Source organism: Fibrella aquatica, from assembly GCF_041321135.1.
Taxonomy (GTDB): Bacteria; Bacteroidota; Bacteroidia; order Cytophagales; family Spirosomataceae; genus Fibrella; species Fibrella aquatica.
Map to the genome: position 1 here is coordinate 668,226 of NZ_JBGGWF010000002.1, position 24,720 is coordinate 692,945.

The 24,720-nt window shown below is 51.9% G+C and carries 19 protein-coding genes; 9 read left to right on the forward strand and 10 right to left on the reverse strand.

Annotation, left to right across the window (positions count from 1 at the left end; translation table 11 throughout):
* Window positions 1–102: 102 nt before the first annotated feature.
* From ACAW87_RS06620 to ACAW87_RS06630, 3 genes are read left to right on the forward strand one after another with little or no spacing between them, the layout of a single operon-like run.
* Window positions 103–1,752 carry a glycoside hydrolase family 28 protein gene (locus tag ACAW87_RS06620; protein WP_370722414.1) on the forward strand — a complete coding sequence of 550 codons (1,650 nt, stop codon included), beginning with the start codon at window positions 103–105 and terminating at the stop codon, window positions 1,750–1,752.
* Between the two features lie 17 nt (window positions 1,753–1,769).
* A complete protein-coding gene (locus ACAW87_RS06625; RefSeq protein WP_370722415.1) occupies window positions 1,770–2,768 on the forward strand; it encodes a pectinesterase family protein in 999 nt (332 codons plus the stop codon).
* A gap of 44 nt (window positions 2,769–2,812) precedes the next feature.
* Complete coding sequence (locus ACAW87_RS06630) at window positions 2,813–4,498, forward strand: glycoside hydrolase family 43 protein (protein ID WP_370722417.1); 1,686 nt, start codon at window positions 2,813–2,815, stop codon at window positions 4,496–4,498.
* A gap of 12 nt (window positions 4,499–4,510) precedes the next feature.
* Here ACAW87_RS06630 and ACAW87_RS06635 read toward each other — a convergent pair whose 3' ends face one another.
* The 5 genes from ACAW87_RS06635 to ACAW87_RS06655 form a co-directional block, all read right to left on the reverse strand.
* Window positions 4,511–5,353, reverse strand: coding sequence for a metallophosphoesterase family protein (locus ACAW87_RS06635; RefSeq protein ID WP_370722419.1), 843 nt, complete (start codon window positions 5,351–5,353; stop codon window positions 4,511–4,513).
* A gap of 111 nt (window positions 5,354–5,464) precedes the next feature.
* Window positions 5,465–6,007: a hypothetical protein gene (locus ACAW87_RS06640; protein ID WP_370722421.1), complete on the reverse strand. Its 543-nt coding sequence runs from the start codon at window positions 6,005–6,007 to the stop codon at window positions 5,465–5,467.
* Window positions 6,008–6,227: 220 nt separating this feature from the next.
* Window positions 6,228–7,526 (reverse strand): glycerophosphodiester phosphodiesterase, encoded by a 1,299-nt coding sequence (locus ACAW87_RS06645; RefSeq protein WP_370722422.1) that lies wholly within the window; start codon window positions 7,524–7,526, stop codon window positions 6,228–6,230.
* A 30-nt stretch (window positions 7,527–7,556) separates the two neighbouring features.
* Window positions 7,557–8,357 (reverse strand): hypothetical protein, encoded by an 801-nt coding sequence (locus ACAW87_RS06650; RefSeq protein ID WP_370722424.1) that lies wholly within the window; start codon window positions 8,355–8,357, stop codon window positions 7,557–7,559.
* Between the two features lie 72 nt (window positions 8,358–8,429).
* Complete coding sequence (locus ACAW87_RS06655; RefSeq protein ID WP_370722425.1) at window positions 8,430–9,932, reverse strand: sodium:solute symporter; 1,503 nt, start codon at window positions 9,930–9,932, stop codon at window positions 8,430–8,432.
* A gap of 104 nt (window positions 9,933–10,036) precedes the next feature.
* On the opposite strand from ACAW87_RS06655, the gene ACAW87_RS06660 reads away from it, so the two are divergent.
* Complete coding sequence (locus tag ACAW87_RS06660) at window positions 10,037–10,315, forward strand: ATP-dependent Clp protease adaptor ClpS (protein ID WP_370722427.1); 279 nt, start codon at window positions 10,037–10,039, stop codon at window positions 10,313–10,315.
* 110 nt (window positions 10,316–10,425) lie between these two features.
* Window positions 10,426–11,043: a recombination mediator RecR gene (recR, locus tag ACAW87_RS06665; protein ID WP_370722429.1), complete on the forward strand. Its 618-nt coding sequence runs from the start codon at window positions 10,426–10,428 to the stop codon at window positions 11,041–11,043.
* 59 nt (window positions 11,044–11,102) lie between these two features.
* Here the strand turns inward: recR and ACAW87_RS06670 are convergent, their stop codons facing one another.
* Together ACAW87_RS06670 and ACAW87_RS06675 are read right to left on the reverse strand one after the other, a co-directional pair.
* Window positions 11,103–11,309 carry a hypothetical protein gene (locus ACAW87_RS06670; RefSeq protein WP_370722430.1) on the reverse strand — a complete coding sequence of 69 codons (207 nt, stop codon included), beginning with the start codon at window positions 11,307–11,309 and terminating at the stop codon, window positions 11,103–11,105.
* 77 nt (window positions 11,310–11,386) lie between these two features.
* Window positions 11,387–13,570, reverse strand: coding sequence for a TonB-dependent receptor plug domain-containing protein (locus ACAW87_RS06675; protein WP_370722431.1), 2,184 nt, complete (start codon window positions 13,568–13,570; stop codon window positions 11,387–11,389).
* Window positions 13,571–13,739: 169 nt separating this feature from the next.
* Between ACAW87_RS06675 and ACAW87_RS06680 the strand changes: the two genes are divergently transcribed.
* Window positions 13,740–14,453 carry a DUF2461 domain-containing protein gene (locus tag ACAW87_RS06680; RefSeq protein WP_370722433.1) on the forward strand — a complete coding sequence of 238 codons (714 nt, stop codon included), beginning with the start codon at window positions 13,740–13,742 and terminating at the stop codon, window positions 14,451–14,453.
* Window positions 14,450–14,902, forward strand: coding sequence for a RidA family protein (locus ACAW87_RS06685; protein ID WP_370722435.1), 453 nt, complete (start codon window positions 14,450–14,452; stop codon window positions 14,900–14,902). The genes ACAW87_RS06680 and ACAW87_RS06685 overlap by 4 nt, the downstream gene beginning before the upstream one ends.
* Before the next feature lie 122 nt (window positions 14,903–15,024).
* On the opposite strand, the gene ACAW87_RS06690 is transcribed toward ACAW87_RS06685, so the two are convergent.
* Both ACAW87_RS06690 and ACAW87_RS06695 read right to left on the reverse strand, forming a co-directional pair.
* Window positions 15,025–17,565 (reverse strand): PIG-L family deacetylase, encoded by a 2,541-nt coding sequence (locus tag ACAW87_RS06690; RefSeq protein ID WP_370722436.1) that lies wholly within the window; start codon window positions 17,563–17,565, stop codon window positions 15,025–15,027.
* Between the two features lie 117 nt (window positions 17,566–17,682).
* A complete protein-coding gene (locus ACAW87_RS06695; protein WP_370722438.1) occupies window positions 17,683–18,957 on the reverse strand; it encodes an N-acetylmuramoyl-L-alanine amidase in 1,275 nt (424 codons plus the stop codon).
* A gap of 192 nt (window positions 18,958–19,149) precedes the next feature.
* Here ACAW87_RS06695 and ACAW87_RS06700 point away from each other — a divergent pair, with 192 nt between their 5' ends.
* Window positions 19,150–21,855, forward strand: coding sequence for a sodium-translocating pyrophosphatase (locus ACAW87_RS06700; RefSeq protein WP_370722440.1), 2,706 nt, complete (start codon window positions 19,150–19,152; stop codon window positions 21,853–21,855).
* Window positions 21,856–22,022: 167 nt separating this feature from the next.
* On the forward strand, window positions 22,023–22,667 hold the full coding sequence (locus tag ACAW87_RS06705; protein ID WP_370722442.1) for a hypothetical protein: 645 nt from the start codon (window positions 22,023–22,025) through the stop codon (window positions 22,665–22,667).
* A 91-nt stretch (window positions 22,668–22,758) separates the two neighbouring features.
* Here the strand turns inward: ACAW87_RS06705 and ACAW87_RS06710 are convergent, their stop codons facing one another.
* Entirely contained in the window at window positions 22,759–24,612 is a 1,854-nt protein-coding gene (locus ACAW87_RS06710) for an ABC transporter ATP-binding protein (RefSeq protein ID WP_370722443.1), read from the reverse strand.
* Between the last annotated feature and the right edge of the window lie 108 nt (window positions 24,613–24,720).

Below are 24,720 nucleotides of genomic sequence, written 5' to 3' on the forward strand. Positions count from 1 at the left end.
GCTCTACATGTACACACCGGCAACGTTCCCGGTAACGATTGCGCAGAAATAGTCGCCGACACGGTATTATGTATCAGTACCCCGATGACTTTAGGGGTAAACATGACTAGATATCCCTTCCTCATCGGGCTTGCCAGTTGGGCACTTACTGCCCTTTCAACACACGCTCAACCGCTGTATAGCTGGACAAATCTTCCCCGAATTGTCCAGCCCACGTTTCGGGCCGATACCCTCACTATTCAGGCATTTGGAGCCAAATCTGACGGGATTACGCTGAATACCAACGCGATCAACAAGGCCATTCTGAGTTGTAGTCAGCGTGGTGGCGGCGTGGTTTTGGTGTCTGCCGGTTTGTGGCTGACAGGGCCGATCGAGCTGAAAAGCAACGTCAATCTTCACCTGAAAAAAGCCGCAACCTTGCTCTTCACCACCGACAAAAGCCAGTATGCGTTGGTTGAGGGGTATTACGAAGGAAAAAAGGCCGCCCGCAACCAGTCGCCGATATCGGGCATCAACCTGGAGAATATCGCCATCACCGGGCAGGGTATTCTGGATGGCAATGGGGATGCCTGGCGTGCCGTGCATAAAAGTCAGCTGACTGAAGGGGAGTGGAAAGCCAAGCTTGCGAAGGGGGGCGTGCTGAAAGATGATGGCAAAACCTGGTACCCCAGCGAGCAGTTCAAAAAAGCCAGCGTCGAAAACCGGAGTATGCTGCTCACCGACGGCAAAAAACCGCAGGATTTCGCCGATATGAAAGATGTATTACGGCCGAATTTGCTGGTGCTGACCAATTGCAAAAAGGTGCTGCTGGAAGGAATCACCTGTCAGAATTCGGCGGCCTGGTGCCTCCATCCGCTCATGTGTCAGGACCTTACGTTACGGAATCTGACCGTTAAAAACCCGGATTATGCGCATAACGGCGACGGCATGGACATTGAGTCGTGCAAAAATTTCCTGATCGAAGGCTGCACGCTCGACGTGGGCGATGATGCCATCTGTATCAAGTCGGGTAAAGACGAAGAAGGCCGTAAACGCGGCATGCCAACTGAGAACGGCATTATCCGAAACAACAATGTATACAACGGGCACGGCGGCTTTGTGGTGGGTAGCGAAATGAGCGGCGGGGCCCGGTACATTTTCGTCTCTAACTGCACCTTCATGGGCACCGACAAAGGCTTACGCTTTAAATCGGTGCGGGGCCGGGGCGGGATTGTCGAGCATATTTATGCCAAAGACATCTTCATGAAAGACATTGCACAGGAAGCCATTTTCTTCGATATGTACTACTTCGTAAAATTCGCGACCGACGGCCAGCGAGACGACAGACCTGTACTCAACGAAGGCACGCCGATTTTCAGGAATATGAAGTTTGAGAACATTGTCTGCCACGGAGCAAAAAAAGGCGTATTTATTCGCGGTTTGCCCGAAATGGCCGTGAGCAACATCGCCCTATCGAACCTGGTGTTGCAGGCCGATAAAGGCGTAGAATTGATCGACGCCAGCGGTATCAGTCTCGATCATGTGCAACTGGCAACCACCAGCACCAATCCGGTGATTCTGGCCGAGAATAGTCGCGATCTGACTTTCAATACCATTCAGTATAACGCCGCAACGAGCTTGCTATTCGCCATCAAAGGCGAACGTAGTCAGGCAATCCGGGTGATGAACACCAACCTCTCGAGTGCACAAAAAAGAGCGGAGTTTAGCGATGGAGCCAGCGAAAATCAACTCACGCTTTCCTCCTCGAAGTAGCGTTAAACCAGCTCAATATGATCCGATTACTTCTCGTTTTCTTCTGCTTCGCCCTAACAATCAGCGCGTTTTCACAGACCACCGCGCCCGTGTCGGCAACGTACCCGGCTTCGTTTACCGTGGCCCAGGATGGTAGCGGTAATTTCACCACCATTCAGGCCGCCGTGAATGCGTTTCGCGACCATTCGCAGGTACATGTCAGGCTGTACATCAAGAACGGGATTTACACCGAAAAACTCGTCATTCCATCCTGGAAGCCCAATATTCACCTGATCGGCGAAAGCAGAGAAGGCGTTATCATCACTGGCAACGATTACTCGGGCAAGACTTATCCCGGCGGGAAAGACCGAACGGGTGCCGATAAATTCAGCACGTACACCAGCTATGTGGTGTTGGTCGATGCGCCCGATATTTTGCTCGAAAACCTGACTATACAGAACACCGCCGGACGCGTTGGACAGGCCGTGGCGCTACACGTGGAAGGCGACCGGTTTGCTTGTCGGAACTGCACACTCCTGGGTAATCAGGATACGCTGTTTGCCGCCGCCGAAGGAAGCCGGCAGTATTATGAAAACTGCCGAATAGAAGGCACCACCGACTTTATTTTCGGCAAGTCAGTGGCCGTTTTCCAGTCGTGTATCATCCACAGCCTGTCTAATTCCTACATCACTGCGGCGGCTACGCCCGTTTATCAACCCTACGGCTTCGTCTTCTTCAATTGCAGACTAACGGCTGATGAGTCGGCGACGAAGGTATTTCTCGGACGTCCCTGGCGACCCAATGCCAAAACCATCTTTATCAACACCAACATGGGCCGCCACATTGCCCCCGAAGGCTGGGACAACTGGCGTAATGCCACGAACGAGCAAACGGTTATGTACGCTGAATTTGGTAGCACCGGGCCGGGTGGTAGCGCCTCAAAACGGGTTTCGTGGTCGAAGCAACTAGCTGCTAAAGAGGCCAAACGGTATACGCTGGCTTCTATTTTTTCGGGAACCACGGCCTGGACACCCTAACCTGTTACTTCATGATTCATGATCACCTTTTTTCTGCGTAGCTAATGACCGCCCTATTCACCTTTCTGACGATTCTTTCCACCGGTTTTACCGCAGATGCTCAGCCCAGTACTCCAATGTCAGGTACGTCTTTGCCCGGCACCGGTGCTGTTTCCCGCGTGTGGGTGGCCGATCTGGGTAATGGTTCGTATAAAAACCCGGTTCTTCACGCCGACTATTCTGACCCGGATGTGTGCAGGGCGGGCAATGACTATTACCTCGTGGCGTCCAGTTTCGACGCCATTCCCGGTTTGCCAATCCTGCATTCCAACGATCTGGTCAACTGGACGCTGATTGGCCACGCATTGAAACGGCAACTGCCCATTGCCCATTTCGAGAAAACCCAGCACGGAAACGGCGTTTGGGCCCCGGCCATTCGCTACCATAATAACGAGTTTTACATCTACTACCCCGACCCTGATTTTGGCATTTACCTCACCAAAGCCACCAACCCGGCGGGCCCATGGTCAGAGCCGGTGCTGGTGGAAGGTGGTAAAGGACTGATTGACCCCTGCCCCCTTTGGGACGATGATGGTCAGGTGTACCTGGTTCACGGCTGGGCGGGCAGTCGGGCAGGTATCAAGAGCATCCTGACCATTAAAAAGCTCAGCCCCGACGGCCAGAAAGTGCTTGATGAAGGGGTTATTGTGTATGACGGGCATGAAAGCGATGCCACGGTAGAGGGGCCTAAATTTTACAAGCGAAACGGCTATTACTACATTTTTGCCCCGGCGGGCGGCGTGTCGACGGGCTGGCAACTTGCCCTGCGGTCTAAAGACGTGTACGGCCCATACGAGCGAAAAGTGGTGATGGACCAGGGCAAAACGACCATTAACGGACCGCATCAGGGCGCGTGGGTCACCACGAATCCGGGGAAAGGGAAGCCAGCCGAAGACTGGTTTCTACATTTTCAGGATAAAGAGGCCTACGGCCGGGTAGTGCATCTTCAGCCCTTGAAATGGGTAAATAACTGGCCAGTCATTGGCGTGGATCAGGATGGAGATGGGAAAGGCGAACCTGTTTCAACCTACAAAAAGCCGAACGTGGGTCGAACGTACCCAGTGGCCACACCACCGGAATCCGACGAGTTTAACAGCCAGAAGCTAGGGCTACAATGGCAATGGCAGGCTAATCCGAAGGGAGTTTGGCATACTACCAGTAATCAGGGCTTCCTGCGGCTGTATTCAGCTAAAACTCCCGATGAGGCTAAAAACCTCTGGGACGTACCTAATCTGCTGCTGCAAAAATTTCCAGCCGAGACGTTTGTGGCTACCACCAAACTGACTTTTAAACCAAACCCTAAGCTGGTCGATGAGAAAGCCGGACTGATTATCATGGGAATGAACTACGCCGGTCTGGTTCTGAAAAGCCGTAAAGAAGGTATTTCACTGGTACACACCGTTTGTCAGAAAGCAGCCGAGGGTAAACCTGAAAACGAGACAACAATTACCCAGATCAATGCCGCTACGGCTGTTTACTTACGCGTCGAAGTAAGCGAAGGGGCTAACTGCCAATTCAGCTACAGCCTCGACGGACAGTTATTTACCAAAGCAGGCGCTCCGTTCCAGGCAACAGTTGGCCGTTGGATTGGCGCCAAGATGGGTATTTACTGCACCCGAAGTACGCAAATCAACGACTCGGGCTACGCCGATTTCGACTGGTTCCGGGTTGAACCAGTGGTTGCCAGGTGAATTAGATAGGTTTCACACCACGAAGCCGTAGCCGTCAGTGAATGCTTTCTGATCGTCGGTGAGGCTGTGCGAACAGACGTGTAGATTATCGTCCTCGCGCCATACGGTCAGGTAATGAAACATGGGTTTGTACTCGAGTGCCCGGTCTTCGTACTTGAATGGGTTGTTGTGTAACGGCTGTTTTAACCCGCCCCCGCCGCCGATGACCAGAAAGATCTTCCCTCCTACCTCGAACCGCTCGAACGCGTGGGCGTGGCCAGTGATGAACAATTTAGCTTTTTTCGAAGCCTGATACGGCATCACAAAGCGTTGCTGAACCGGCTTGCTCGACCCCACCAGGCGACTATTTGAGAAAGGCGCGTAGTGTGTGGTTACGATCACTGCCCGTATGGCCGGATCGTCATCGTATTCCTGTAAAGTCGTTTCGTAGAAGGTTTGCTGTTGTTTTTGCTGGTCAAGCGTAAGCGTACTGAAATTGGAGTTTAGCAGAATAACGCCTACGCCATCGGTCACGTGCGCGTAGCCAGTAGGTACGTGGTCAGGGAACCGTTTCTGGAAGTTACGCTGGCCTTTTTTCGGGCGGCCCATCACGTCGTGGTTACCCATAATGGCCTTCACGTTAATACCGGATTCTTCGCAGTCGGCCAGAAACGTATCGACCATGGGCCACGCCGAATTTTTGTAACCCAGCACCACTACATCGCCCAGCCAGTAGAGTGTTTCGGGGCAACGGTTCAGGATTTCACGAAAGATGGCCTGGGTGGCTTTTACGTTGTTGCGCTGTTTCAGAAATAAGGCTTCGATCCACATAGGAGCCTGCGTATCGGCCAGAAAAGCGAGAATAGGCGTATTCAAAAGGTAGTTTGTGGTTTGTAGTTTGAGGTTTGTGGTTGCGCTGCTTGAGCAGGGTAGTCGTGACTTAGCAACGCAACCACAAACCTCAAACCACAAACCACAAACTAAATTTTACCATGTCAATGCGCGCCAAACCAGCGTTCCCTGCGCAATGAAGCAGGCGTCGTTTGTCTGTGAGGCGTCGTATAACTTAACCTCGGCAGCGATGCCAAGGTTTTTGGTAATTGGTTGTGTGTAGGTACCGGCCACCATCCAGCCCAAACTAACTGTAGTTCCTCTGGTGATACCGTCATAGTCTAAATGGGAATTGATCAGGTAAGGGCCTGTGCCTGCGTAGACCGAAAATCGTTTGACGACCGACATCGAAAAAACGGGCATGATGGGAATTGCCGAGACCCGAATTTTGGCCAGCCGGTCCTGTACCAGACCCTGGTAATTGTACATTCCCACATAGCCGGTTTCAATGCCCATCCGCAGTCGGTGATCAGTTTGCCACATGATTCGCAGCGAAAGTGGTACCCCCCACCGGTTGCGCTGTTCGCCCGACAAACTGCCCGGTGTTCTGACGGGTGCCAGGTAGTATGACGAGCCCAACCCGGCGTATACCAACAACCGAAACGGACCACGATTGGGGTGAGTCGAATCGGGTTTCATATCCCACAATTGGTCGGGGCTGAGTTTTCGTGCTGTTCCTTTCCGAGTATAGGCGGGTCTGTTCGCATTAGGAACCGGCTGAATACGGCGCGGCCGGTTGACTCGATCCCCCTGACTGACTCCGGGTTTTCTTCGTTGGCCGGGCTGCTGTGCCAACACCTGCGCAGACACAGACAAGCACAATAGCCAGACTAACAACCAGTTACCGAAGTATCTCTTTCTATTGCTGTACATAATGGTAGTAGGCTACAATGGGCGCATAATTAGAGAGAATACCGTCAAATGTCCCGTTTTGCACAAACTGCTGAATAAACTCAGGTACGTCGAGCGTCCAGATAAACACCTTTCGACCCTGCTCCTGCATAGCTTGCGTGGAAGGTACTTGTTCGCCCAACGTCCAGCGGGGGGCCCATACGCGGGCATTAATGCGGCGGACTACGCTCGTGTCGAGTTCGCAGATCGAGGCTAGTTGTGTGTGGTCAGGGAGCGCTTCAAACTGCGCCACCTCGTCGGCGCTGGGTAGCCCGATGTAGATGGTCAGTTTACGACCTTGCTGAGTGGCCCGTTGCTGGTATGTTTGTTGAATGGTGCGTATCAGATCCATATCCCGCACATCTTTCGCATCGAGCCAAACGGTTTCCAGTGCAGTATTATTCAACACCTCATCGAGCGCGGCGGTTAATTTTGGTATTCTTTCGCCGTTCCTGAGCCGGACAAAAGCCGACAACTGATCAAACGTATAAGCTTCAACGGCTCCAATCAGCCCTGTTTTCTGAGTAAGGCGCAGGTTCAGTTGATTGTCGTGGTAGATGATGGGGGTACCGTCTTTTGTTTGCCGAATATCGATCTCAATGCCGGTAGCACCCAGCCGTTCAGCCAGTCGAATGATTTCAATGCTGTTTTCCGATGATGGCAACAAATCGGAGGTACGTCCCCCACCCCGGTGCGCCAGAATCTGGAAAGGCCGGGGGTTAAGTGGCCGGTTATAGGTCAGCACCAATGAATTCGATCGGGGATTTTGACCATTGCCGTACCCCCCCCTAAAAATTACCTGACCGGGTTCAACAGTCGTGCAGCAGTCAGGGGCAAGCAATACACTACCTCCTTCCGCGTTCAGCACCACAAAGCGGGCCGTTCCAGTTTCGGCATTAACCAGCCGCCGCCAGAACCCTTCAAAAACTAGTGAATCGCCGATTTGCCGGCCTTCCAGCACGAAAAAGGCCGCCTGCGGTTCGCAAAAAAGCGACAGGTAGTAGGTAGTGTCGCCGGGGCTTTTTACCAGATGACTCCACTTTGCGGCAATTTCCTGACCAAAGGCGTCGGCCCCATCCGAAGCCGTATACACCCCTTCGCAGGCTTTACGGGTCTGTCCAAAAAGCAGTTTTGCTCCCTCCACATTCAGGCCCTCCCCGTAGGCGGGCGGAATAGGCACGGAGTCGTTCAGGCCGGCCCGGCAACCTGCCAGGTAGCTTCCTGAAAGGGCGATCAGGCAAAGAATAATAAGTCGAAAAAAAACCATATCGAAGGAGTTGAGCGTGTTGTCTACAGACTACAGGAAGAAGCCGACCATTACTTCGGGATAGAAAATATTGCGATCGAATGTGTCGTAGAGCGTCCAGAACTGCCAGTTGAAGTTGGTATACAGCGCTCTAAAACCAACGGCTATGTGGCGACGACCAAAGAAGGCCTGCTCCAGCGTCACGGTTCCGCCGTAGCCATTAAGTACCGCCTGTCCGCGTTCACTTACCGTTTGGCCCACCCGCGATCGGTAATACAAACCTAAATCAACCTCACCACGCAGAGTTACCAGCAAATCGCGTGAGGAGCGGAAACCCACAGCCACGTTTGGAATTCCCTGTGCGCCAAAGCCCCGGTTATCGAACTGAGCCAGTTGCAGCGACCCAAACCAGGCCCCCACATCAGCACCCGCCGAGGCGTAGAAACGGCCTTTGACCGGCACGCTATACCGCAACCCGACCGAGGCGTTATTTTGGAGAAACTGAAAGGTAAAGCGGCCGGTCAGTGCCAGATTATCGGTCAGTCCATGCAACACGATCAGGTCCCCCGCCGGTACATTGAGTTGGATTTCCTCGGTAATATCGCGTGGCGAGGTAGTGAAGGTGACTCCGAGCGTGGCCCGGTTGGTTCCTTTTGGCAGCGGAAAGGGGAAATGCACGAAAGGGACCTTTGGCGACGTAGTGTCTACAGGCGCAATAAATTGCCCTTTCTGATAGGTTCGCCGGTATGGGTTATCAGGGTTTCGGTGCGGCCGGGGCGTTCTTACCTGCCCGGTTACTGAATGAACGCTAAGCCCGGTCAGGACAAGAAGGAAACTACATAATCGCACCATGATGGAGAATTGAAGACATATGATAGGCAGAGTAACCTAACAACAGCTTCGCTCCGAAAAAGTTGGCTTACCCTATTGTAGGGCAGTTTCCGTGTCAGACACCCGCGCCGGTGCATTGATCGATAACACCCACATGCCCAGGTACGTAAAGAGTCCGTTCAGCAATAGCCGTTCAAAACTAAATGTATATCCATTAAACCAGGCCGCCGATTGAGAATTGACATAATACGTAACCAGCGGCGAAAGCACACAGACAAGCGGCACCCACCGATCGTATACAGGGCGTTTATTGAACAGCCCAAAGGTATACAGACCCAGCAATGGCCCATAAGTATAGCCCGCCAGATCGAACACCGCCGTAATTACATCACCGCTATTCAATCGGTTAAAAATGACGATCACGATCCAGAAAAGCACCGAGAAACCGATGTGTACCCAGTGTTTAATGCGGGCCCGCTGCACTTCGGGCTTCTTCTCTACGTCCATGAAATCAATGCAGAACGAGGTGGTCAGGGCTGTTAGCGCCGAGTCAGACGAAGCGTAAGTCGCGGCCGTAATGCCTAACAGAAACGTAATGCCCACCACCGGACCGAAATGGTTCAGGGCCAGCAACGGATACAGTTCGTCAGTTTTGGCGGGCAGCGCGATGCCCTTGGTATTGGCGTAGATGTAGAGAAGAGCTCCCAGGCAAAGGAACATGAAATTGACGAGCGTGAGTGTAATGGTAAACCAGAACATATTTTTCTGGGCCTCGCCAATGTTTTTGCAGGTCAGGTTTTTCTGCATTAAATCCTGATCCAGGCCAGTCATGACAATGGCGATGAAAATACCCGAGATGAATTGCTTCAGGAAGTGGCGCGGATCATTGATATTCTCGAAGTAAAAAATCTGCGAATAAGGACTGCTTTTGATGGCGGTGGTAACCTGGCTGAAGCTCATGTTCAGCTCACGGGAGATGAGCACAATGGTCAGCATCACGGCGGTGACCAGAAACGTAGTCTGAAGCGTGTCGGTGATAATAATTGTTTTCACACCGCCTTTAAATGTATACAGCCAAATCAAAAGAATGGTGATGGCTACCGAAACCGAGAAGGGAATGCCCAAATCGTTGAAGATAGCGAGCTGCAATACCCCCGCCGCAATGTAAAGGCGAACGGCAGAACCTACCGTACGGGCCAACAGGAAAAAGCCCGCGCCGGTCTTGTATGACCAGAAGCCAAACCGCTTTTCGAGGTAGCCATAAATGGAGATCAGGTTCAGCCGGTAATACATGGGCATGAGCACCGTGGCGATCACGTAATAGCCGATAATGTACCCCAGCACAACCTGAAAGTAGAAGAACCCTTTATACCCCTCAAACCCCTTAAAAACGCCTCCTACGGCACCAGGAACCGAAATAAAGGTAACGCCCGACAACGAAGTCCCGATCATGGCGAAGGCCACCAGGTACCAGGGCGACTGGCGATTTGCCGTAAAAAAAGTGTTGGTATCTGCCCCGCGGGAGGTGTAGTACGACACCGTGATGAGCATGGCAAAATAGGCAATCAGAATGACGAGAGCGATGGTTGAATTCATGCAAAAGAGCAACTTTTAGTAGGCTGGCGGGGTTATTTTATCGGGTAATAACCGGTCAAATTTCCGTAAATTTGCCAAAGAATCAACTACCAATCGATGTTCTTATGATGCCGTTTTTTGAACCCGAAGTGACCGTGATGGACGAAGTCGTAGAAACTGAGGTGTATAACCTGGTTGTTTACAACGATGAGGTCAACACCTTCGAATACGTCATCGATACACTGATCGAAGTTTGTGACCATGCTCCCGAGCAAGCCGAACAGTGTACGTTGCTGATTCATTACAAAGGCAAGTGTACCGTCAAGAATGGTGGTTTCGAGGAGTTAGTCCCCCTGCGCAACGAGATCTGCCGCCGTGGCATCTCCGCGGAAGTCTTAAACTGAATTACGATGTACGATATACGACTTCCGATTAGCTCCGCTTCGACAAGATGTGGTGAGCTAACAACGCTAATTCGTACGTCGTAACTCGTAACTCGTAAATCAAACATCCTTTGGAGTTCCCCTCAAAGCTTATTGAAGACGCGGTGACGGAGGTGGCTAAGTTGCCGGGCATTGGCAAAAAAACGGCCCTGCGGCTGGTGCTACACCTGCTGAAACGCGACGAAGAACAAACGCAGGCATTAGCCCATTCACTCACCGAAATGCGGCTGAAGGTACAGTACTGCAAAAAATGCCATAACCTATCCGATAACGCCCTTTGCGGCATCTGCGCCAATCCCCGCCGCGACAATTCAATCATTTGTGTGGTCGAAGACACGCGTGATGTGTTGGCCGTAGAAAATACAGCACAATACAGGGGGCTGTATCACGTACTGGGAGGGATCATTTCGCCCGTTGAAGGTATTGGCCCCAGCGACCTGCATATCGATTCACTCATTCAGCGACTGACGCAACAGAATGATGATGATGAGCCGGTGAAGGAGATTATTCTGGCTCTAAGCCCTACTATGGAAGGCGATACAACTGCGTTTTACCTGCAGAAGAAACTGCGTCCGTTCCAGCTTAAAATATCGACCATCGCCCGTGGCATTCCGATTGGAGGCGACCTTGAATACGCCGACGAAGTAACCCTCGGTCGTAGCATCATTAGCCGGATCGCCTACGAGTAACTCATTTAGGTAGATGGTCTCACCGGGCTGTATCCGGTGAGACCATCTACCCAAATCATCTAGTTGCTATGCCCGCCTTTGGTGCCACCTGACGAGCTACCAGCACTACTGCCTCCTTTACCACCTTTGCTGCTTTTGTGGCTCGTTGCATTACGGCCACTGCCGCTACTTCCATGACCCGCCCCGTTATCAGCTTTATTGCCCGCGGGTACTTCCTGATTTTCTTTCTCGACTTGTTCGAGTGCTTTTTCGTTTTTGGTTGCCATAACGTTAGTTGGAAAATACACGCATTTAACCAAGTAACCCAGTAGACTGTTTAGTCTATCAACCAAAGTATGTTCACTTACAGTGCCGCTCGTAGCGTAACCATGAGGTTGCGGCCCGGCGCACTGATGCCACTGGCAAAGGCCCGGTAATTCCGATCGAACAGATTCTCTACAGCTAATTGTGCGGTTACCACCCGCGTTACTTTTACGCTGCCCCGAAGATTGGCCGTTACCCAGCCGGGCATCCCGTCGGTTGTGGCATATTGGGCATTGTCTTCTCCTTCCGGATTGTAGTCGGCAATTCGTTTCCACCCGCTGAACAGGCTAAACGCTTCTATCTGGAAACGGGCCGTGCGATACATGAGGGAGGCCCGGCCAAAAGTAGGCGGAACATGGTCGAGTGGCGTTTGCTGGTCATCCTTAATCTGGCCTGCCGTACCGTTTACAGACCCCGTGAAGGTAAACCGGTTGGTAAGCCGAACCAGTGCGCTCAGGCTATAGCCTTGCACCGTTGCCCGGCGTTTGTTCTGCGCTGCCAGCACCCGGCTCGGTTGCCCGGCATAGTCAACCGTCGAGGCTCCGTTTAGCGTGAAGGCATCAACCACGATGGCGTTCTCGAACCAGGTGTGGTATACGGTTCCGTCGAGTCGCAGCCGGTCGCCCAGCCATTGATTTACCGTCACTTCAGCGTTGTAGGTGTATTCGGGCCGGATGTTCGGGTTAGGTACTACCAGTGTGCCCGCCCTTGAATCAAACACTTTCACCAGATCATCGATATTGGGAGCCCGAAAACCGGTTGATCCCAGCACACTAATTTTCGAGCGATCGGTGGGCGTTAGAACCAGCCCTAAATGCCCCGAAAAACCCTTGGGCGATTGCTGAACTTCACTGAAGGGGAACGGGAAAAACGTTTTATCACCAAACGTAGCCCTGGTATCGGTGATGCTATAGCGAAGGCCACCAGTTAGTTGGGCCAACGATGATAAAGGCAAGGCGTCGGTCAGGTAAAGTGAAGCGGTTTGTAGCGAGCTACCGCCATCGGGGTAACGCGTATCGGCTGGCGTAATAGCCTGGGTACGTACATTCCGAAACGTGGCGGTGCTGTTTACGTCGTTATGGGTTAGTTCAAGCCCATACTGCAACCGATGCTCACCAATCTGTTTCTGCAAATCAGCATTGACCGACCAAACATCCAGCCGCTCTACCTGACTTTTCAGTAAAGCGGCATTCAATCGGCGACTCTGCCGGCTTTCTTCGAGGTGTTGATAAGCCACCGATACCTGAAGCCGGTCATACAAAGCGATGGGTCGGCTTATATCGAGTCGGTACGCTGTCAGCAGTCGTTTTTCGGGACCGTAGAACCACTCGGCAAAGCTTGGCCGACCGTTTGACACCTCACTCAACCGGTCGTAGCGGGGTACATCGGTACTGGTTGAATACTGCACGTTGAGGCTGTGACGAACACCAGCAACGGGCTGGAATAGCACTTTCTGAAACAAATCGAGCTGACTATAGCCAGACCCAATCTGCTTGTTCGGGTCTGAATTGGTCACCACCTGATCGAGGCCGGTCGAAAGGTCGGTAGCGATGTACTGGGTACGTTTGCCAAATTCGGGGTAAGCGGCGAGGCGGTTGTTTCCCTGCACCACATCGCCAAATGTGGCGGCGGTAACACTACTCAAAAACCCCCACTTCTGGGTTCCGATACTTACGTCGGCGTGGGCCGTGCGTTCGCCTGTTGCCGAGGTGTAGCGCAGGTACGTTGCTGGCCGCACCAGGGTTTGGTCGCCCGACGATAGTTCGGGATTTCGGCTCTGGAAATAGAGTACGCCGCCCAGGGCATCGGACCCATACAGCGTAGAGCCTGACCCAAACAGCACTTCGGCCCTCTCGATCAATGCGGGGTCGATGCGCAGGACATTCTGCAAGTGACCCGCCCGATAAATCGCATTGTTCATTCGAACCCCATCGACGACGAGCAATACTCGACTTGCTTCAAAACCACGTAAAATCGGGCTTCCTCCCCCACCCTGACTTTTCTGGACGAACACATTTCCCGTCTGAGCCAGCAGATCAGCCGTATTCTGTTGATTGCGGAAGGCAATCTGCTCGCGCGAAATAGTTTGAATCTGAAACGGAGACCGCCGGGCAGGTTGCTCGAACCGCGAAGCAGATACTGTTACTTCGTTGAGTCGGATCGTATCGGTTTGAGCAAAACTGCCCACCGATATAAAACAGAAAAGAACGTAGAGAAAGCGCATAGACGTTGGGTATTGGATGTTAGCTGCTGGATATTGGACGCTGGATACTGGACTAGACATAGGCCGACATCCAGAATCCAGCAGCTAACATCCAGCATCGACTACTTCGATGGCAATATACGCCGCCGGTGAATGAGGTCGCTCCGCAATTCCTTATATTTGGTAGATTATGGCAAGCCAACCCAGTATCCGTTCCGCTGTTCTGACAGCACCCACCCTAACATTTTTGACCGATCTGGTCCAGAACAATCACCGCGAGTGGTTTCATCTCCATCGCCCCCGCTACGATGCCGCTAAGGCTGAGGTTGAAGCTTTCACAGCCCGGCTCATCGAGGGTGTTTCGGCCTTTCATCCGTTACCAAACACCAACCCAAAAGACTGCATCTTCCGTATAAACCGCGACATACGGTTCTCTAAAGATAAAGCCCCGTATAAATCTAATTTCGCCGTTGCCCTGGGGCCGGGTGGTCGCCATTCCGGTCAGATCGATTATTACCTGCACATTCAACCCGGCAACGAAACGTTTCTTGGTGCAGGTATGTGGCAGGCTACACCCGCTCAACTGGCCGCCTTTCGGCAGGAAATCGATTACAACGCCGAGTCACTGAAGTCGATTATCGATGCCCCGGCTTTTCGGGCTTATTTCCCGGAAATATCGGGCGAGAGTACCAAAACAGCCCCCAAAGGCTATACAGCCGATCACCCGGAGATTGACTTATTGAAGCGAAAACAGTTATTTTTCATGCACCGCTACACCGACAAAGAAGTCCTGAAAGCGTCTTTCGCCGATGAAGTCATTCGCGGTTGCCAGGTGATAAAACCCTATTGCGATTTTCTGAATGAGTTATTTTTTGAACAGGAACCCCTCGATATCCAACTATGACCCGTTTTCTGCCCATTTCCCTTGTCGCAGCCCTCTGCCTGCTTACTGGCTCGGCCGTGCTGGCACAAACAACGCCTACAACCGGCAGATCAGGTTCGGGCTACACCTATGAAGTAAAACCGGCGCTGGCCGGTCAGCGCGTTTTTGTCTGTGCCCAGCACCCCATCGACGAGAACGGTAATGTGGTTGGCAAAAATGATCTGAACGCCCAAACGGAGCAGATTATGAAGAATATCAGCAGCGAACTGGAGAAGAGAGGGTTGACGCTTAAGCACATCAAGCAGGTCTCGTACCGAATGAAAGACTATACGCCCAGTTCGAATGCAGTTTTGTCGGCCGCTAGTTCAACCTTTGCCGAGTTTCACCCCGGCATTGCTGATTATAAAAACGTAGCGAGCTTCCAACGCGAGGGTATGTTGCTCGAAATAGAAGTGGTGGCGGTGAAATAAGGAGTCCACCATATACAGTCTTGCTGCCACGCTTCGGGTAGTTTTTTTACAACAAATGGGCTGGGTACGTTGCTGATTGATCGGCAACGTACCCAGCCCAACTGAAAACTTAACTCGTTGATTTACTTTGACGAACTCACCGACGAACCGGCGGAAATCAGGTTGGCGAAGAGGCGGTAGGCACCTGGTACGCCATTGGGGAGTTGGCGAAAAAAGGCCAGGCCGGTGTAGATGTAATGCCCTTTACCGTACGAAGCGTAAATCAGGCTGCCCAGTTTAGGCGCTTCGCCGGTATCGTTCATCGAGAAGAGCGACTCGTATTCCTGGCCATAGTCCTGAGCGAAGTAGATGCCGCGTTCCTGCACCCAGCCTTTGAAATCAGCTTCGGTAATTTTGTTCGGCTTGTTCAGCAGAAACTGACTCGGGTTCAATACCGTAATCACCGCGTCTTCTTCAGCTACCCGGTCGCGGCCAATGCCAAACGGGAAGGGGCCAATCTGGTTTACTTTCAGTCCCGACTGCAGGAAAGTGTTACCGGCCGTGACGTACTGAACCACCATGGTTCCGCCCTTTTTCACATAGTCCATCAGTTTAGGCTGGGCGCCTTTCAGGAATTCTTCCGTGTTGTAGGCGCGAATACCCACTACGATGGCATCGAAGCGCGACAGATCTTTGCCCAACTCTGCTTCGTCGAGCAGCGACACCGTGCAACCCATCTGCCGAAGCGCGGCAGGCACCTCATCGCCCGCACCGGCAATGTAACCCACGTTTTTAGCCTTCACCACTACGTTCAGGCGTTCAACGGTGGCCTCGGCGGCGGGAAATAGCGTTTGCGGTGGAATGTGCGGATAACTAACCGTACGAATACCCGTTGTGAATCGTCCACCACCAGCCAGAGCAACGGCCCTTAACTTACCCGCACTTGCATTTGAACTGAGGGGAGTCAGCGTAAACGTAACCCGTTGTTCCTGAAGTTTTTCGGTCAACTCGAACGGTTCCGACGATGGAGTTACGCGCCAGCCTGTCGGCACTTCGAGACTAACCGATCCTTTCACGTTAGCCCGGTTGGCTTTCACCACCACATCAACCGTTTTGGCCACGTTATCTACAAAGGCATAAACGCGCTCAGTGAGGTTGACCGTAACATCGGGGCGGATTTCAAACGAACGATACAACTCGCCCTCAACGGGATCGGTGTATTTGTAGAGCCACGGGCGGCTGTAGGTAAACGCCATGCCGTCTATGTCGATCGTGAATTCAGCCGTTAGCTGAGGGGGACTTTCAGGTAGCCCGATCAGGCGTTGGTCGGTTACGGTGAACAGGCCTTTCTGCTGTGGTTTTTCCAGCCAGTAGGGTTGTGTGTAGTGTACACTGGCGGGCAGTTTGGCAGGAACAACGAACGAAGTTTGCTCATTCGCTTTCATCACCACATTCATCGTGGTGTCGCGCCCTATTTGCGGCAACCTGATTTTTGTCAGCTTAACCGGGAAATTCAGACGATTGATGGCGTTGAGGCGCACATCGATTTGTCCACCCGGCGTGGCTGCATAATCGGTAGGCAGGGCCTCGAACACCAGGCCCAGACATTGCTGAATGAGCGTCTGTATTTCAGTCTGCTTGGTTCGCACATAAACCTGACTAGTGTCAAGCTGGCTGATTTCGCGGTGCAATGTCACCAACGCGGGTACACTGGCTGATGGTTGCAGGGGATTGAATTGACTGCTGAGTTTATACACCTGCTCCTGGATTCGCTCGCTGTTCGGTATGCGGTTCCAACTCATGTCGATACCCTCTGCCAGATCGAGCTGTGGTTTATCGCCTTCTTTCAACAAGAGATAATCAATTTTTGCCCCCCGGTTAGCGGCCACTCCGAAGCCCTGGCTTTTGTGCTGACTCCGGCTTTCAGCAGCGAGCTCACCATACGATTTACCGAGTAGTGGATTATACAATCCCGTTTCAACCCCGATGATTGTACCGGCTTCGTTCGGACGATTGTTGCTGGCGAACTGATTCGGAATGAACGCATTCCAGAACAGCCGCCGGGCTTGCCAGGGTTTCACCAATTTCAGTTGCTCTGGGTACGCCTTCGGATCATTCGATAGTTTAAAGGCTTCTTCAGCCAGATAACCCGACGCCGAATGGTGCCCATGCCCCGCGCGGCTATCGGGCGGAAAGCGGGTAACAATCACATCGGGCTGAAATTTGCGGATCAGATAAACGATATCGCTCAACACCTGGTCGCGTCCCCAGATTTTGACCGCCTCATCGGTCGATTTTGAGAAACCGAAGTCGTAGGCCCGGCTAAACAGTTGCTCAGGCCCATCGACCCGACGGGCTGCGAGCAATTCCTGGGTACGTATCACACCCACGTATTCGCCCTGTTCAGCCCCTATCAGGTTTTGTCCGCCATCGCCGCGGGTGAGTGAGAGGTAGGCCGTGCGCAGATTTCGTTCGTTGTGCAGGTACGTCAGAAAAAGGGTGTTTTCATCGTCGGGGTGGGCCGCAATGTAGAGCACGCTGCCCAACACATTAAGGCGACGAATACCCTGCTGAATATCGCCGGGCGTAGCGGTTTTGGGTTTGCCGAACGGAACTTGTGCGTGGGTACTGAACGAAAACAAACTGGTCAGTACAGTTAGAAAAAGTAAACGGAGAAGTCTCACAGGATGGATGTCAATGCGGTTTCGGAACAAATAAAGCAGTTTGTTCGATAAAGCGTCAACCCAATTGACAATAATGGCGTTCACTATCGGTTCGTTAGACCGCATTCCTGCTCCGATTCATTCCAAACTACGCCAGATTGGCTTCACGGTTGTAGTTGATTCGTCAGCGCATCGCAACCAGAACATACCTGTTATTGGCGTTTCAGTAGTCAATCGCCAGCGATCGGCTCCCACTATTGCAGCCGAAACCGGCCACATCTTACCTTGTACATCAATCAGCTCGAAACGTACCTGAGATGGATTCAGGGTTTTGTGTTGCACAAAAAAAGCCCCACGCGTTGGATTGGGGTACACAATCCAGTCTGTTTCGGTCGGTTCGGTGGCCAGTATGACCGGCGCTCCTGTTGAGGTAAACGAGCAGGTTTTGCTGACGGCATCTCTGATTGTTGGTAAGGAGGCGTACAGGTTACTACCGGGGCATTCGGTAGCACAAACGCCGTCGCGGTGTCCCGAAATCAGATTCAGTTGTTTGGCCGACCCCGGATGGAATGCCACCCCAATGGGTTGCAGATTTTCCTTTTTCAGTTTCCAGCCGATCAGTTGATTCAGCGAAGCCAGTGAAATTGCACTTGGTTGACTGTCGTTGAAGTTGCCCATCAGGCAAATACCCACTGTCCCTGAGTTCTGTGCGCAAAAATGAGCGCCAAGCACATTATCACCGTCCATAACGCCCTGACCGTCCCGCCCTTCGTAAATTACCCCATCGCGCCCGATCAGGAAATTATAGCCCACATCGTTCCATCCGTTCAGCTGCGTGTGTTGAAGGTAAATGTTGCGCACCTCTTCGGTAAAGTTTGTGGTGGCGTTGCTCCCCGCCGAGTGGTGCACAATGACAAACTGCACTTTTGTTTGAGTAGGCAAGCTTTTGGGAGCAGTCAGCCCCTGCCGCCAGACAGCAGCCGGCACCACGTCGGGCTTGCCACAATCGTCGCGCAAACGGGCCGACGAGTGCATCTGATCCTGAATATAACCGTTGGGAAGCGGGGGTGCATACAGTGTTTGGATCGTGACCTCACCTGCCAACGTACCCGTCATCAGCGCCAATTGCGATACGGGATGGCGAAACACACACAACGCCGACATAAGCTGACCAGCCGGGGCGTGTAGGTCAGTCTGAAGCCGCACCGTATCGCCCGCCGCAATCAGGTACGTTCCGTGCAACGACTGGCCAACTGCGGCATACACCAAAGCGCTGGAATAGGGCTGATCATACGTGATCAAAAGTCGCTGATCAGGGTGGGCAAACAGCTCGCGGCGCTCGCTCTGACGGAGCGACTGCGCCGAGGCCCAACTAGCCATTAGCAAAAGAATGTATACTAAACCTGTTTTCATACTTGATTACTAGACTAATAGATGGCCAAAGAAGCGAAAAACAGGCCCTGTAAGGCACCAAAACAAGTCGTTTTGTATCAAAAATAACCAAAATAAACCTGTAAAAAGTCAAAAATGACGATCGACGGGCATGGTTATGCTACGGCAAATTCTATCTTTGCGACCATTCTAACAACCTTTTCTTAATCAAATATGAATAATAGTCTTTACATCGTACCGCTGCTTGGTTTAGTGGGATTGGTGGTGATGATCGCCAAATTTAGTTGGGTGAACCGGCAGGATGCCGGTGACGCCCGCATGCAGGAAATTGCCGGTTACATTGCCGACGGGGCCATTGCCTTCCTGCGCGCCGAGTGGCGGGTGCTCATTATTTTCGGTGCCGTGGTAGCCGTTGTACTTGCGTTTGCAGGTTCACAGGTCGAAAACTCACATTGGTTTATCGGCGTCGCCTTCGCTATTGGTGCATTCACCTCCGCTTTTGCCGGCTACATCGGCATGAAAGTAGCGACCAAAGCCAACGTGCGCACGGCCCACGCTGCCCGCACCAGTCTCACCCGCGCCCTCGACGTATCATTTACGGGGGGCTCGGTTATGGGTATCGGCGTGGCTGGTCTGGCTGTACTTGGCCTCAGCGTACTCTTCATTTTGCTCTACAATTATTTCGTGGCCAGCTCGGGCGGTGCGTTTGGTGATGTCAACGGTGTACCGATGGAGCGGGCGCTGGAAGTACTGGCTGGTTTCTCGCTGGGAGCTGAATCTATTGCCCTGTTTGCCCGGGTAGGTGGCGGTATCTATACCAAAGCGGCCGACGTGGGCGCTGACCTGGTTGGTAAAGTAGAAGCCGGTATTCCCGAAGATGACCCGCGTAACCCCGCCACCATCGCCGACAACGTGGGCGATAACGTGGGCGACGTAGCCGGTATGGGCGCCGATTTATTTGGCTCTTATGTGGCTACTATTCTGGCAACGATGGTGTTAGGTCGCGAAATCATTATTCCCGAAGCCAGCAACATTGTTGGTCACGCGCCTATTGTTCTTCCCGTGCTGATTGCCGGTATGGGTCTGATCTTTTCTATTCTGGCCTGCTATCTGGTTCGCGTAAAAGACGATAATGGCAACGTGCAGGCAGCACTGAACCTGGGCAACTGGGGCTCGATCATTATGACCGTTGTAGCCTCTTATTTCCTCGTAAACGCCGTTCTGCCCGAAGGCATTATGAAAATTCGTGGTGTAGAGTTCACCCGCATCGATGTGTTTTTTGCCATCCTGACGGGTCTGATCGTAGGTGCCCTGATGTCGATCATTACGGAATATTACACCGCTATGGGCCGCCGTCCGGTAATGTCAATCATTCGGCAGTCGGCCACGGGAGCGGCCACGAACATTATTGGTGGTTTAGCCGTGGGTATGGAATCAACGGTGTTGCCTATTCTGGTGCTGGCCGCCGGTATCTACACCTCGTATCACTTTGCCGGTTTGTATGGCGTGGCTATTTCAGCGGCGGGTATGATGGCAACCACGGCGATGCAGCTAGCCATTGATGCCTTTGGCCCCATTGCCGATAATGCCGGTGGTATTGCCGAAATGAGCTACCTGCCCGAAGAAGTACGCGGCCGGACCGATATTCTGGATGCGGTAGGTAACACAACCGCTGCCAGCGGAAAAGGCTTCGCCATTGCGTCAGCTGCGCTGACAGCCTTAGCCCTTTTTGCCGCGTTTGTGGGCTTGTCGGGTATTTCGGCCATCGATATTTACAAAGCCGACGTCTTATCGGGCCTGTTTGTCGGGGCCATGATTCCGTACATTTTTTCGTCGCTTACCATTGCCGCCGTAGGTCGGGCTGCCATGGCCATGGTGGAAGAGGTACGTCGTCAGTTTCGTGATATTCCCGGCATTATGGAAGGTACGGGCAAACCCGAGTATGAGAAGTGTGTAGCCATTTCAACGCAGGCCTCTATTCGCGAAATGATTTTGCCAGGCGTTATTGCCTTATCGTCACCACTGATCGTTGGCTTTATTTTCGGTCCCGAAGTATTGGGCGGTCTGTTGGCAGGTGTAACCGTTTCGGGTGTGTTGATGGGAATTTTCATGAACAACGCCGGTGGTGCCTGGGATAACGCCAAGAAATCGTTTGAAAAAGGTGTATTGATCAATGGGGAGATGTACTACAAGAAATCGGAGCCACATAAAGCCTCAGTAACGGGCGATACCGTTGGCGACCCATTCAAAGATACCTCAGGCCCCTCGATGAACATTTTGATTAAACTGATGTCGATTGTGTCGTTGGTTATTGCGCCTTACATTGCCATCAAATCATCGGAAGTAGAAGGCTTCAACCGGGAAGGGAAAACAGCCGCTGGTACAGAGATTCCCCTCGAAAAGTCGACGGCTGCCGATAATGGGCAGGTGAGCACACCTAACCGCGACGGCGGACCGACCACCTTTACGCCAATCGACATTAACCTGGGCGATGTATCGCTGACTGGGGTTGACGTAGACGGGGTTGAAGCGAACCTGGTTACATTCATTAAATCGGAAGTACCTGTTGATAAGACTACCTGGTTCGATTTTGACCGCCTGACGTTTGAAACGGGCAAGTCGACCCTAAAACCGGAATCGCAGGAGCAATTGAAAAACATTGCCGAGATTTTGAAAGCGTACCCTTCCGTATCGATCAAATTGGGCGGTTACACAGATAATACGGGTAATGCGAACGCTAACCTGAAGCTCTCGGGCGACCGTGCTTTGTCTGTAAAAAACGAACTCATGGCGATGGGAGTTGATGCTAATCGGCTTGAATCAGAAGGTTACGGTATTGAGCACCCTGTTGCCTCAAATGACACAGAAGCAGGCCGCGCCCAAAACCGCCGCATCTCCATTCGGGTCACGAAGAAGTAAGTAAACAGATAGACTAATTGCCACAGGCCTGTCTTTTTGTAAAGAGACAGGCCTGTTTTTTTACGGTAAAGTTGACTTGATAATTGCTTCATCGAACAAAGAGGTTAACCTTTGTAACTCCTCTCTCCATATCGTAATCGGCGTTTTGAACTCAAAACGGCTCAGATATGTCTTTTTTAAAAGAACTTATTATGACTAAAGAAACGTCTTACGGTATCCTGGCAGCTATCGATTGGAATTCAAACGAATGGCAGGGACCCTCGACTCCCGAAGATTTAGAAAAAGCTAATTTCACTTTCGTCAAAGAAAATGATATTATCAATGCTTCTCTGAACTTTGGGCATACCGTATTTCCGGCAGACGATAATGGCTACTATCGGGGGTTTTTACCACATCTGTTCGCCAAAACTCCGGATATTGAGAAATCCAGGACGATCAAAATAGTCATTCTAAAGGCAAAAGACTGGCATGATGGCAATACGTATATCGTAGGCTTTTATGCGTTTCCTACGTTCAAAAAAGAGCGCATTCCATCGCCCATCGAGTCTATTACGGAAGATATAGAAACGAATATCAAGTCACTGGTAAAGCATATTCATTTTCTGGAAAACCGGGTCAATCTCAGCGTTCCTTCAGACATAACGAAGTCGCTGCCGAAAGATAAAAAGCCAGGCAAAATGGGCTATAACTACCTGAATCAAATCAGTATCGAACGCCTGCTTGATGTGATGACGGCTTTAAACCCCGACGACAAAAAATTGAGTTCTATCAAGCTCAATATTTTTAAAGCTATGGGTTATAGCATGGTCTAACGCTACACAACACTACAAAATTTTTTATGCCTGATCATGATGGTTTTCTTTACGGAGTACCCTCATGATCAGTTATACGACTAGGATTAAGTTACAGGGTTGTTGCAACCGTATCCGGGTTCACTACAGGCGACTCATCCCGCACCCGATTCATCACATCGGCCTGATGACTCCACATCTCCAGAAAAAAAGCCGACCGTTGCCGTAGCTCAACGAACGTGCCTTCGTCAACAATGCCACCGTTGCGCAGGATGTAGACGTAATCGAACATCGGTAGCAAGTGTAACCGATGTAGTGACGAGATCACTGCTTTACCGGCAAAAGCACCCAACAGGTTATGGTAAACCTGGTATTCCGTTTTAGGGTCTACACTACTCGTTGGCTCATCCATCAACACGATATCACTGTCACGGGCAGCCAGAATGCCACGGGCCAGCGCTAGCCGTTGTTTCTGTCCGCCCGACAAATTCAGTCCTTTCTCCTGAATAGTCGTATCCAGGCCACGGGGAAGCTGATCGAGTACTTCCTTGAAAACCGCTAACCGGCAGACCTCATCGATCTCCTGAGTGGGAAATGGTAACCCAAGCGTGATGTTGTAGCCCACCGTATTTTCAAAAATTTCCGGCTCCTGCGGCAACAGCGTCACGGTGTTACCAATTGCCGACCATGTACGTTGTTGCTGCCCATCAACACGCCACTGCACCTCTTCGTCAGGCGCGTAAAGACCTCGGAGTAAAGTCAGCAACGTGCTTTTCCCCGATCCGCTTTCACCAATCAGGGCAATGCGTTTGCCCCGTTGAATCAGGATCGACAAATTTTTCAGGGAGGCAGGTACAGGTTGTGGCGCTGTAACGCTTTCGATGACAGGTATGTGGCTTGTAGCGTGAACAAAAGACAATTGGTTAATTTGAAGTTGTTGCCAGCCAGCTGGTAGCGTTGCTTCTTCGGTGACTACCTGCCTTCCATGTTGCCGGTGCATGTTGCCGATGCTTCGGGCCGTTTGCACATCGGTATTATACTGCACAATTTGGGTGTACTGCCAGGCTACATCGCTAAACACGCTGGTAAACTGGTTTACGTACCCAAGCAGAGTCACCAGGCCACCAACCAGAAAGACTGTCCCCGACACATGTTGCTGGTGTACATACCCAACCGTAATCACCACATACACGACTGCAATCATCATGGTAGCCACAAACCATTTCCACTCGTTGATTCGTATTTCGCGTTGGAAGGGAACACGAATCGCCGCCACTTTACCCAGCAATTGCTCTTCCATACGCCCTTCGAGCCGTAGGGTGATCACGGTGACAATATTCGAGAGGCTATCGAACAGCGACGAAGCCATGCTGTGTTCGCGTTCGTTGGTTTCTTCCAGCGCTTTCACAAACGGCTTATCGAACCGGCGGATGATCCAGATCGTGAATGCACCCAGCACCAGACCGACACAACCGTATAACGGGGCAAAGTAGAGCATGGCACCAAACGAAAACGTGAATTTGGCCACGACGTGCAGGTACGTAAATCCGTTTTGAAAAAACGACTTCAACGCACTGTATGCTTTGTTAATCCTGTTAATGGTGGCCCCGCTATGGTTAGCCTTGTGCCAGGCCACGGGCAGGTGTAGCGTTTGATGATACAGTTCCTGCATGAAGTTACGGCTAACATCAAACGCCAGTTGCCGTTCCCACACCCTCGCCGGACCGTGGAAAGCCCATTCAAGGAGTTTTAGCCCTAGAAATAAACCGCCAAATTGGAGCGTTGCCGGAATAACAGCACCGGCATCCCGTTGAATACGGTCGACAAACCAGCCGAACAGAAGCGGATGTGCCGCACCAACCAGGTTGGCGCAGATAAACAGGAAGTAAACGCCCAGATAGCGTCCTTTCTGATTACGAGCATACTGCCACGCGGTGCGCAGTAATGCCACGTAGGGATTTTTCATGAAAATATCGGTCGTTACGGTGCAACGAAATTGGTACTATTTGAACAAAATCACTACTTGTTCTATAGTTATTCTGACAAATTTAATTTTCTAGTTGAGCGGGTATGC

Bases quoted from the DNA above. Each gene is read 5' to 3' on its own strand.
- ACAW87_RS06700 (WP_370722440.1), top strand. From the start codon at position 19,150: ATGAATAATAGTCTTTACATCGTACCGCTGCTTGGTTTAGTGGGATTG.
- ACAW87_RS06675 (WP_370722431.1), bottom strand. From the start codon at position 13,570: ATGCGCTTTCTCTACGTTCTTTTCTGTTTTATATCGGTGGGCAGTTTT.
- ACAW87_RS06670 (WP_370722430.1), bottom strand. From the start codon at position 11,309: ATGGCAACCAAAAACGAAAAAGCACTCGAACAAGTCGAGAAAGAAAAT.
- ACAW87_RS06680 (WP_370722433.1), top strand. From the start codon at position 13,740: ATGGCAAGCCAACCCAGTATCCGTTCCGCTGTTCTGACAGCACCCACC.
- ACAW87_RS06685 (WP_370722435.1), top strand. From the start codon at position 14,450: ATGACCCGTTTTCTGCCCATTTCCCTTGTCGCAGCCCTCTGCCTGCTT.
- ACAW87_RS06640 (WP_370722421.1), bottom strand. From the start codon at position 6,007: ATGAAACCCGATTCGACTCACCCCAATCGTGGTCCGTTTCGGTTGTTG.
- ACAW87_RS06620 (WP_370722414.1), top strand. From the start codon at position 103: ATGACTAGATATCCCTTCCTCATCGGGCTTGCCAGTTGGGCACTTACT.
- ACAW87_RS06625 (WP_370722415.1), top strand. From the start codon at position 1,770: ATGATCCGATTACTTCTCGTTTTCTTCTGCTTCGCCCTAACAATCAGC.
- ACAW87_RS06695 (WP_370722438.1), bottom strand. From the start codon at position 18,957: ATGAAAACAGGTTTAGTATACATTCTTTTGCTAATGGCTAGTTGGGCC.
- ACAW87_RS06655 (WP_370722425.1), bottom strand. From the start codon at position 9,932: ATGAATTCAACCATCGCTCTCGTCATTCTGATTGCCTATTTTGCCATG.
- ACAW87_RS06705 (WP_370722442.1), top strand. From the start codon at position 22,023: ATGTCTTTTTTAAAAGAACTTATTATGACTAAAGAAACGTCTTACGGT.
- ACAW87_RS06710 (WP_370722443.1), bottom strand. From the start codon at position 24,612: ATGAAAAATCCCTACGTGGCATTACTGCGCACCGCGTGGCAGTATGCT.
- ACAW87_RS06660 (WP_370722427.1), top strand. From the start codon at position 10,037: ATGATGCCGTTTTTTGAACCCGAAGTGACCGTGATGGACGAAGTCGTA.
- ACAW87_RS06630 (WP_370722417.1), top strand. From the start codon at position 2,813: ATGACCGCCCTATTCACCTTTCTGACGATTCTTTCCACCGGTTTTACC.
- ACAW87_RS06645 (WP_370722422.1), bottom strand. From the start codon at position 7,526: ATGGTTTTTTTTCGACTTATTATTCTTTGCCTGATCGCCCTTTCAGGA.
- ACAW87_RS06650 (WP_370722424.1), bottom strand. From the start codon at position 8,357: ATGGTGCGATTATGTAGTTTCCTTCTTGTCCTGACCGGGCTTAGCGTT.